Source organism: Lactobacillus sp. UMNPBX6 (assembly GCF_002553975.1).
GTDB lineage: Bacteria > Bacillota > Bacilli > Lactobacillales > Lactobacillaceae > Lactobacillus > Lactobacillus gallinarum.
In genome coordinates this window covers 1-9,629 of sequence record NZ_PCZD01000063.1, presented here as the reverse complement: position 1 = coordinate 9,629, position 9,629 = coordinate 1, and the positions used below count along the sequence as shown (strand labels likewise).

Here is a 9,629-nt window from a genome sequence, read left to right as displayed (position 1 = left end):
GTTCAAACCAATCATACGAGAAAGGAACTCCTTTTTCTAATGTTTAAAGAAATAAATTTAAGGAATCATTCATCCTTACACAAACTATTTTACAGTCTCAAATATTGAGCTATCGGATGTATATATCTGGATTTAAATACTTAAATTAAGTCATTAAAAATGTATATATAGTTGAAAATAACACGTATAAAAGGCTAAAATATAGGGATTTTACGCCTTTTTATTTTTTAGAAAAAATGATGGACAAATCGAAAAGAAGGAATATAATTCTAGTTAAATTAGACAAGGAATTAAAAAAGAGTGAGAATATGAATGGACAAATGGACGACCACATGAACAAGCAAGAGCTTAATCATTGGTTACATAGTCGTAAATGGAAGAGAATATTGTTGATCTCAGAATTCGTTTATGTAGTAATTCTGATGTTGACACTAGTTTTTAACTTTTCTGTTTTCATGCATTTAGTAGTATTTCAAGGGATAGCAATTTTCATTTATTTATTAGTCGGTTGGATCTTCGATAAAGGTGATTCAGCTGTTAGCTTTAAAAAACGTGATACATTATGGGAAACGATCACTAGCATTCGTCTTAATCGTTTATTCTTTATTAGATTTTTCGAAATAGTTACTTTCTGGGTAAACGTAGCAGCAGACATTGCATTTGGACGTAAACTCTGGGACGATATTTTGAATGCACCATTAAAAATCCAACACGCGACGGCGCTTGAGAATGCGTCACTTTACGGCGATTTTGCTTGTGTAATCTTGCTAGCAATAGTCTTTATTGCTATTATTGTTGCAAATAAAAAGACGATGCGTGTTTCTGCGATTTTAGCAATAGTATTTTTACTCGCAGTTTTACCTATCCAGCATGAGATGTTGGTTCCTGTCATTATAGGAATTATTGGTAGTGTTAGTGCAATCGTGCTTTCCTTACAAGCTAAACTGTAAAAATTTAAAATGAATAAAAAATTAACGGACTAGTTCAAGCTAGTCCGTTTTTGTTATGATATAGGTTGCTAGTTTAGTATAGTTGAGGGTTAAGAAGAATGGTTACACAAAAACAACGTCGTCTTTGGGCATTCTTGGCTGCCCTAGCCTGTGTTATGTGGGGAATCTCAGGTTTATTTGCCAAGAGCTTATTTAATACGAGTCCGTCCATCACACCAATGTGGCTTTCACAAATCAGAATGGTCACATCTGGTATTATCTTGTTGATCGTAGCTGGGTTTTTAAAGCAAAAGCCAATCGCTACGATGAAGAATAAACATGATGCTTGGGTAATTATTGCTTACGGTATTTTTGGTTTATTACCCGTGCAATTATTTTACTTTATCGTTGTGCAACAATCTAACGCTTCAATTGCCACAATTTTACAGTTCATCGGTCCATTTTTCGTAATGGCATATTTAGCCTTTACGCATAAACAAGTAATGCGCCGGATTGATGTGATTGCAGCGATCTGTGCCTTTATTGGGGTTGTTTTGCTTGCAACACATGGCCGTTTTAATCACTTTGCCATTACGCCAAGCGTTTTATTCTGGGGCTTGCTCTCAGCCGGTGGTGTAGCAACTAATACCTTGATTCCGATCGGCGTTTTAAAACGCGTTTCAAGCTTAGTCGTTACAGGTTGGGGCCTTTTATCTGCGGGAATCTGCTTGATAATCGTTCACCCACAGATGCCACATATTCCTAATACACCACACGTTTGGCTTGATGTGGCTACCGTTATTGTGATTGGTACTTTGATTCCATTCCAGTTGATGACTAATTCATTGCGTTTCATCAAGGCATCTACTGCAAGTTTGCTTGATGCATTTGAACCATTCTCTGCAACGGTAGGTTCAGTTTTATGCTTTGGCTTGGTTATGGCACCAATGGACTGGATCGGTTCAATCTTAGTTGTTTTAGCTGCAATGGCTTTGAATATTTCTCCAAGAAAGAAAAAGGGAAAATTGAATAATGATTGATCCAAAAACACGTAGACTGTGGACTTTTCTGGCAGCCTTAGCCGCTGTCATGTGGGGAATCTCCGGTCTTTTTGCTAAAGGTTTATTCAATATTAGTGCTAAAATAACGCCGATGTGGTTGACCCAAATTCGGTTGATTATTTCAGGAATCGTACTTCTGCTTTTGGCAGGAGCCTTAAAGCAACAGCCACTTGCTACATTAAAGAATAAGCATGATGCGTTAGTAATTTTCGCTTACGGAATCTTCGGATTATTGCCCGTGCAATTATTCTATTTCATGTGTATTCAGGTAGCTAACGCTTCGATCGCTACTATCTTACAATTCATCGGCCCATTTTTCGTATTAGGATATTTGGCTTTTACTCATAAGCAAGTTATGCGTAGGTTGGATATCTTGGCTGCGATTGCGGCTTTCATCGGTGTCTTTTTGCTGTCAACGCACGGACAATTTGATCATTTGGCCATTACGCCGGTCGCATTATTCTGGGGTCTGCTTTCAGCAGTAGGTGAAGCAACATATACTCTGATTCCAGTTAATATTGTTAAAAGAGTATCCAGCATGGTGGTGACTGGCTGGGGGATGCTGTTTGCAGGAATCAGTTTGGTGATTATCCATCCGCAATTCCAAGCTATTCCTAATAAGCCAGCTGTTTGGTTATATACCAGTGCCGTAATTATCATTGGAACGATTATCCCATTTCAGATTATGGCTAACGCCTTGCGTTACGTTATTCCATCCACAGCCAGCTTGCTTGATGCATTTGAACCGTTCTCCGCAACGGTAGGCTCAGTTCTCTGCTTTGGTTTAGTTATGATGCCAATGGACTGGGTAGGTTCAATTCTGGTTGTGCTAGCAGCTATGGCTTTGAACTTAACGCCAAAACAGCCAAAGAAACATAAAGTACATGAATAAAAAAGAGAGGTTTTAATCGACCTCTCTTTTTTTGAAATAAATTAAATTAGTTAAACAGACAAGTAATGTAATAATGCCATAGACAATGAAGATGCTGGTGATTAAGGCAAGAGAAGAAAATTCGATCCAAAAGAAGACGGAGATCGAAATTAAGATGGCTGCTAGGATAATAGTTACAATATTTAGTCTTTTAAATTGTAAAGTAATTCCTGAAGCGAAGGTGCAGGCGGTTGCGATAGATAGGCAGGCTAGGTTGATCATTGATGGAGCGTAAGATGATAGATCACGAAATTCTGAAACTAGTGAAAGGCCCAGAATTAAGGCTATCAGTATTAAAAAATGTCGTGCATAACTGTCTATTTTCTCCATAGTTTTTACTCAACTCCTGTAATCAATGTTACAAGCATATAAAAAAGTGAAAAATTTTTCAAGTTGAGCAAAGAAACATAAGCTCTTTCTTATCAAAATTACAAAATAAGACATTTCCTGTAATTTTGCTTAATTTGATAGTATTACTTTTAAAACATAGTTGTAATATTTCTCAGGTAATATATAAAGCGTCGAAAGATAAAAAGTAATTAAGGAGAAATGTCAATTGAGTTTTAGACGTAATTTAGTTAAGTTTGCCGCAGTTTTATCAGTATTCTTTACAGGAATTTCATTTATTAATGTTCCTAACCAAACACAAACTGTGCACGCAGCAGAGCAAAGCACTACAGAAAAACGTGAAGCAGTTGCTGGTCTTGCTAAAAAGCAAGTAGGTAAGCGTTACGTTTATGGGGCTACTGGTCCTTCAGCCTTTGACTGCTCAGGCTTAGCTCAATACGTTTATAAAAAGGCTGCTAAAAAGACACTACCTAGAACCACTTATGGTCAAGTTACTAAAGGTAAACGCGTATCATTAAGTCATCTTAAGAAAGGCGACTTGTTGTTCTGGGGTTCTGCCTCAGCCCCTTACCATGTTGGTATTTATGTTGGTGATGGACAATATGTGCATGCTGCAACTCCTAGTCAAGGAGTAAGAAAGCAGGCTATCAGTGCCTACTTTTATCCATCAGCAGCTAAACGTGTTTTAAATTAATTTGATAATGAAAAGTCCCAGTCAGAATTTCTGACTGGGATTTTTTATTCTGTGACTTTTTCGGCTTCACTAACTCGCTCTTGGTGCCAAGCGATAATCATTTTCATGATGGCATTAGCTACATTAGTGTTCTTGAGTAGTGGACCATGTGAGTATGAACCAATAAAGTTGCGATAGCGCAGGCCTTCGACGTGGTCTTGCGGGTTGTTGCCGTAGCCTTCGATCATATCGCCGAGGGGATGCAACTTGTCCTTGTTATCGAAGTAAGTTTGACCAGAGTGGTTTTCAAAAGCCTTAACCTCACCCCATTCGGTCATGTAACGGGTGTCACCGATCATTCGCTTGTCGCTCTTGAAGACTGTGTGTAGTGGCAAAATATCCAAACCTGGAATAGTTACGCCAGAATTAGTCTTGTAGTAACTACCCATTAGTTGGTAACCACCACAAATGCAGAGCATTGGCTTGTCACTGTTGATGTATTTTTCAAGCGTTTCTTTGTGACGTGGCAAGTCTTTAGCGACAACAGTTTGTTCAAAGTCCTGGCCGCCGCCGAAGAAAACGAAATCGTAGTCAAAGGCGTTGAATTCGTCACCAAGTGAAATATTATCAACTTGAGTGTCGTAGCCTTCACGCTTTAGTAAAAAGCTCAAGATTTTAACATCGCCTGAGTCACCGTAAGTATTCATTAAATCTTCGTAGAGATATGCAATTTTAATTAATTTATCGCTCATTTTATTGTCCCTTAGTTCGTTTAATTTCTTCTGTCTAGTATAGCTTAATAGCTAGAATGGGGCAAAGGATTAATATTTGAATACTGTACTTGATGAAGCTAGTATGACATCAATAATGTGTACAGTATCGTTTTCGATAAAGTAGAATATAGCATATTTTTTTGAAATTAACTCGTCGGTATTTTCTTGAAGGAGTTTTTCTATATCTTTCTGGAAAATAATTTAACGCTTGCATAGTTTGCTCAAGATCTTCTACATAATTTTGAGCTGTTTGGTGAGATTGAGATACTTTTAAAATAGACTGGTATATTTCTTTAAGTGCTATAGTTACGTTAGGTGTTACTTTGATTATGTATTTTTGCATAATGCTTATATTCCTAACTCCTTATTTAACTTATCAAACGCTTTGCTAATCTCAATACCTTTACCGTTTCTTGCATCTTGAGCATGTTTAGCTAATCTTGCTTCAAGTTGTTCCTTGGTCATCTTGTTCATGTTCATCCAATCAGGGGTAACTTCAGCTAATTTGTCCTCCCAGTTAGACTTAGCGACCTCATATTGAGCTGTAGCTTCTGCAACCATCATTGCAGTATCGTGATCGTTTTTATTTTCTCTTTTCTTTGAGGACAGATCAAAAGGAATACTGTCAGTTAATGCAATTTGTCGTAAGTACATGTCAATTGCGACTGACATCGGGATGCCAAGTTTGTTTAATACTTTTTCTGCGTTTTGCTTAGTTTCCTTATTAACACGGACATTGATTGCTGCTTTTTCAGTCATAATTTTATCCTTTTTGTAGTTGGTAGATAGTTGTTTGATAGTTAATAACCACATAATATCAAATACAGCATAAAAGTGAAACCAAATCAATTTATTTAGTATTGACATAGGATAAATAAGAATATAAAATTTGCCTAATTTTATATTCATTATATTTTAATATCTTAGACTACTAGTCAGAGTTAGGTGACACTATGCATACGATTTTTAGCAAAATTGATAAAAAGTATAAAATTGAATATTGGCTTCTATTAGGAATGAATATTATCAGTACTGGCATTTTGACTTTTAATGTTTACTTAGAAGGAATACTGATAAATTCCTTAGTATATAAGTCTGATAGGGTTGCTTTTGTACGTAGTATTGTATTAATAACGACTTTAAGTCTTATCAGACTTTTGTTGTCATATTTCATGAACAAAATTCAGATTTTAAGATTTAGAGAAATAAATATGGAAGTTAATGATGTGATAATGAAAGAACTGTATGTGAAGGATACGCTAGCAGTTACAAAGATGAATTCAGTTCGAACGGCAGATAGAATTACTGAAGATACTACTGAAGTGCTGACTTTTTTATTCCAAACAATAAATCAAATTATTTCAATCGTACTTTCTTCAATTCTGATTTTTACATATTTATTTACGGCTGGCTCTGGTTTTTTATTGTTAATAGCGATTCTGTTGCCTGCATATAGTCTCATATATTTATTTTTGCGGCCTAAAATTTTCAAAGTTAGTTTGAAATTGAAAGAAGCCTATAATGAATACTTTTCAGGCTTTACCGAATGGTTAAGTAGATATATTGAGATAAAGGGTAATCAAAGAGAGAAAATAGAAAATAAAAGATGGAGTAATACAAAAAGAACGCTTTTAGACGTTGCTAAGCGGGATTTTCTTCTCAATTTAAATATGTCTAATAGCGAGATTGTTTTACAACTTATTTTTCAGTTAGTATTGTTTATTAATGGCGGTTTATCAGTAATTTCCGGCAAGATGACAATTGGTTCCTTTTCAATTATTTTTCAATACTTTAATCAGCTTTTGGGACAGGTTGATGAAGTTTTTTCTATCTTATTTAAATTTGAATCATTTAAAGTAGCGTGGATGAGAATCAACAATTTACTAACCATGAAGAATGAACAAGATGGTAAAAAAATAATCTCTAAAATAAAATTGATTCAAGTACATGATTTTAATATTTACTTAGATGAAAAAACACCTTTATTCACCAACAATTTTTCTGCCAATTTTGTTACTCCAGGATTTTATATTGTGAGGGGCAGAAATGGAATCGGAAAATCTACTTTGCTCAGAATAATAATTGGCCTATACACGCCGAAAAAGGAAGGAAAAATAACCATAAATGGTATAGATGCTGATTTGATTAATAAAAGCAAACTAAGAGAATCAAATATAAGCTGCTTATTTCAGGATATACCACTTCCTAATTGTTCAGTGAGGGACTATTTAGGATCATATTCTGATAAAGGTCAGGTTTATAAAAGCGAGTATTTTTCAAAGGTTTTTGATTCACCACAATTTAGAATTGAAAAGATTTTAGATAGAGAGATGAGCGAACTATCAACAGGTGAAATACAGTTAGTAAAATTATATTCTGCTGTTTTAAAAACTGGTGCGCAATGTTTTTTACTAGATGAACCATTGGCAAATATCTATCCTGAGCTACAAAGTGATTTATTAAAACTATTGCAGGAAATAGCGCAGGCTAATTTGGTTATTATCATAAGTCATGATCTGAAATTGAATGAAAATGCGAAAAATATAAGGATAGAATGACTATTGTTGATAAGCCACTATCCATGCTATAATGAGCTTAATTTTTACAGAAAGCGAGGACTAAAATGCGCGACATTTTAGGTTTAAGTTTGAGAATGAATTATTTCCTTTCATTCGTCAAACGCTACTTAAGGCTTAACCCAGATTTTTAGCTGAAAGTCTGGGATTTTAAACTACAACTGAATAGTAATTTTCCCTGGCTTTCAGCGACATTAGCAGTGTTGTGAAAAGGAATGGGAAAATGTTTAACTTAATCGAAAAAGAAAATGTCAATGTCAGACGATTATTAGCTGGACGAGTGTTAACTAACATCGCAGATTCACTATTTTACATGGCAATTTTGTGGTTCTTTAAGGTGCGCTTTAATTCACCAGTGATTTTGTCCCTGATTTTCATTGCGGACTCATCAATTGATATGCTGTCGTTTACTTTGGGTCCACTAATTGATCGCATCTATATCAAAAAGATGCTTAAGACTGTTACGATAGTGCAAATAGCAACTAGCGTAATCACGGCGCTATTGTTTCAAGTTGAGTTTTGGCGCGACTTAGTGATTTGGCTTTTATTAGTGGTATATATTATTTCCACGATTGGCTCGACTTTGATTTATCCTGCAGAAGAAAAAATTTTACCAGTCATTGTTTCGAAAGCGAAACTAACAAAAGTAAACGGCGTTTTTCAGATGACTTATAAAACACTCGATTTATTCTTAAATGCGGCGGCAACATTATTGATTACTTGGGTGTCACTTGATTTCACGGTGATTATTTCTGCAGTATTTTTTGCAGGAGCGTTAGCTTTTTATGCTAAGTTGATATTACCCAGGAAATTATTATTGCCTGATTCTGCGAACGAATATTTTGCGGAAAATTATTGGCAAAATTTGCTTAAGGGCTGGCATACTTTGAAAGATGAAGGCAAGATAGCACGGTTGATTATGCCTTTTGCAGTGACTAATCTTTTTTACGGTATTTCGTCTGTGGGATTGCCATATTTTGCAACGGAGCATTTGACTAAATCAGCGATTGGCTATGGTAGTTTAGAACTAGCTTCATCAATAGGTGGGCTAGTTGGAAGTGTATTGGTACAGCGACTAACTTTTGATAAAAACAAGATAGAAAGATTGGTCGTTGTATGTCTTGTATTATCGGGCTTGGCGATTGTGCTTGAGCCAGCTGTGCCCAAAGGGATGCCAATTTTGCTATTAATTCTGTTTTTCACGTCCGAATTATGGATTGTGATGATGAATATTAACTTTGAGGTATTGGTCCAAGAGAGTTTTAGTCCGCATGTTTTAGGTCGAGTAGAGACGATCAATGATTCGATTCTGTCATCGATGATTCCGATTGGCTCATTTTTAGGCGGGCTGATTGTAGCGCGTTTTGGTGCAGATTGGGCGATTGCACTTGAGGGAGTTGCTCAAATTTTGACAGCAGGATATTATTTTGTGATTGAGAAAAAGAAGTAAATAAATAGCAGTGGTCGACTAGATCATTGCTTTTTTTGTAAAGAAGAGCGGTCAAATGATCACCACAATGTGTCTCTAATTGAACTGTCCCATGGTTAATCATTTTTTCAACCATTTACGATTATTGCTTTTGGTAGTAATATAAGTAAAAATATAGTACAATAAGTTGTACAATATAAGGAGGGATTAGTCTATGGATGCGGTTAATTACAGTAATTTTCGTAAAAATTTAAAGCATTATTTTAAGCAAGTCAATGATGATAGTGAACCTTTGATCGTAACTAATAAAGAACCAGAGGATAATGTGGTTGTATTAGGTAAAGAAGATTATGATGCCTTGGTTGAGACATTAGAAATTCAATCTAATCAATACCTAATGGACAAGATTGAAAGAGGGCGTAAACAAGTTAGTGAAGGCACGATAAAGCAACATGAACTAATTGATCCTGAGCAGGTAACAAAATCATGATCGTAGCATGGACGGATGATGGTTGGAACGACTATGTGTATTGGTATGACGATGGTGATTATAAAAAGGTATCAAGAATAAACGATCTTGTGAAAGATATGAAAAGACATCCATTTACAGGTATTGGTAAGCCTGAGACCTTAAAGAGAAATCTATCAGGGTTATGGTCAAGACGAATCGATTCGAAAAATCGGATCGTCTATGATTGTCATAAATCAATGATAACTATATATTCATGTAAGGATCACTATTGATAATTGGAGTTTTGCAGCAATGATTAATTTCATTGCTGCTTTTTTCATTGACTAAAAAATATAAAGTGCTATTTTTATTAAAATTGGACAGGGGGATTGCTATGAAAATTGGAGTTTCAACAAGTTTAAAAATATATGTGTAATTGTGTTTCTTAAGTGTTATAA

11 protein-coding genes are annotated in these 9,629 nt (G+C 35.4%); 8 read left to right on the top strand and 3 right to left on the bottom strand.

Annotation, left to right across the window (positions count from 1 at the left end; all coding sequences use genetic code 11):
- Nucleotides 1-308 precede the first annotated feature (308 nt).
- From CP357_RS08740 to CP357_RS08720, 4 genes are all read left to right on the top strand, one after another.
- Nucleotides 309-950 carry a hypothetical protein gene (locus CP357_RS08740; protein ID WP_098037091.1) on the top strand — a complete coding sequence of 214 codons (642 nt, stop codon included), beginning with the start codon at nucleotides 309-311 and terminating at the stop codon, nucleotides 948-950.
- Nucleotides 951-1,048: 98 nt separating this feature from the next.
- Nucleotides 1,049-1,969: a DMT family transporter gene (locus CP357_RS08735; RefSeq protein WP_087176592.1), complete on the top strand. Its 921-nt coding sequence runs from the start codon at nucleotides 1,049-1,051 to the stop codon at nucleotides 1,967-1,969.
- Nucleotides 1,962-2,882 carry a DMT family transporter gene (locus tag CP357_RS08730; protein ID WP_098037090.1) on the top strand — a complete coding sequence of 307 codons (921 nt, stop codon included), beginning with the start codon at nucleotides 1,962-1,964 and terminating at the stop codon, nucleotides 2,880-2,882. The genes CP357_RS08735 and CP357_RS08730 overlap by 8 nt, the downstream gene beginning before the upstream one ends.
- Nucleotides 2,883-3,477: 595 nt before the next feature.
- Nucleotides 3,478-3,963 (top strand): C40 family peptidase, encoded by a 486-nt coding sequence (locus tag CP357_RS08720; RefSeq protein ID WP_098037089.1) that lies wholly within the window; start codon nucleotides 3,478-3,480, stop codon nucleotides 3,961-3,963.
- Between the two features lie 44 nt (nucleotides 3,964-4,007).
- On the opposite strand, the gene CP357_RS08715 is transcribed toward CP357_RS08720, so the two are convergent.
- From CP357_RS08715 to CP357_RS08705, 3 genes are all read right to left on the bottom strand, one after another.
- Entirely contained in the window at nucleotides 4,008-4,694 is a 687-nt protein-coding gene (locus CP357_RS08715; protein ID WP_098037088.1) for a type 1 glutamine amidotransferase, read from the bottom strand.
- Between the two features lie 109 nt (nucleotides 4,695-4,803).
- On the bottom strand, nucleotides 4,804-5,058 hold the full coding sequence (locus CP357_RS08710) for a type II toxin-antitoxin system RelE/ParE family toxin (protein ID WP_233187243.1): 255 nt from the start codon (nucleotides 5,056-5,058) through the stop codon (nucleotides 4,804-4,806).
- A 5-nt stretch (nucleotides 5,059-5,063) separates the two neighbouring features.
- On the bottom strand, nucleotides 5,064-5,474 hold the full coding sequence (locus tag CP357_RS08705; protein ID WP_098037087.1) for a type II toxin-antitoxin system RelB/DinJ family antitoxin: 411 nt from the start codon (nucleotides 5,472-5,474) through the stop codon (nucleotides 5,064-5,066).
- A 194-nt stretch (nucleotides 5,475-5,668) separates the two neighbouring features.
- Between CP357_RS08705 and CP357_RS08700 the strand changes: the two genes are divergently transcribed.
- From CP357_RS08700 to CP357_RS08685, 4 genes are all read left to right on the top strand, one after another.
- Entirely contained in the window at nucleotides 5,669-7,273 is a 1,605-nt protein-coding gene (locus CP357_RS08700) for an ABC transporter ATP-binding protein (protein WP_098037086.1), read from the top strand.
- Between the two features lie 241 nt (nucleotides 7,274-7,514).
- Nucleotides 7,515-8,741 (top strand): MFS transporter, encoded by a 1,227-nt coding sequence (locus tag CP357_RS08695; protein WP_098037085.1) that lies wholly within the window; start codon nucleotides 7,515-7,517, stop codon nucleotides 8,739-8,741.
- A 193-nt stretch (nucleotides 8,742-8,934) separates the two neighbouring features.
- Nucleotides 8,935-9,210 (top strand): type II toxin-antitoxin system Phd/YefM family antitoxin, encoded by a 276-nt coding sequence (locus CP357_RS08690; protein WP_013087009.1) that lies wholly within the window; start codon nucleotides 8,935-8,937, stop codon nucleotides 9,208-9,210.
- Entirely contained in the window at nucleotides 9,207-9,464 is a 258-nt protein-coding gene (locus CP357_RS08685; RefSeq protein ID WP_098037084.1) for a Txe/YoeB family addiction module toxin, read from the top strand. Before CP357_RS08690 ends, CP357_RS08685 begins: the two co-directional genes overlap by 4 nt.
- The last annotated feature ends 165 nt before the right edge of the window (nucleotides 9,465-9,629 follow it).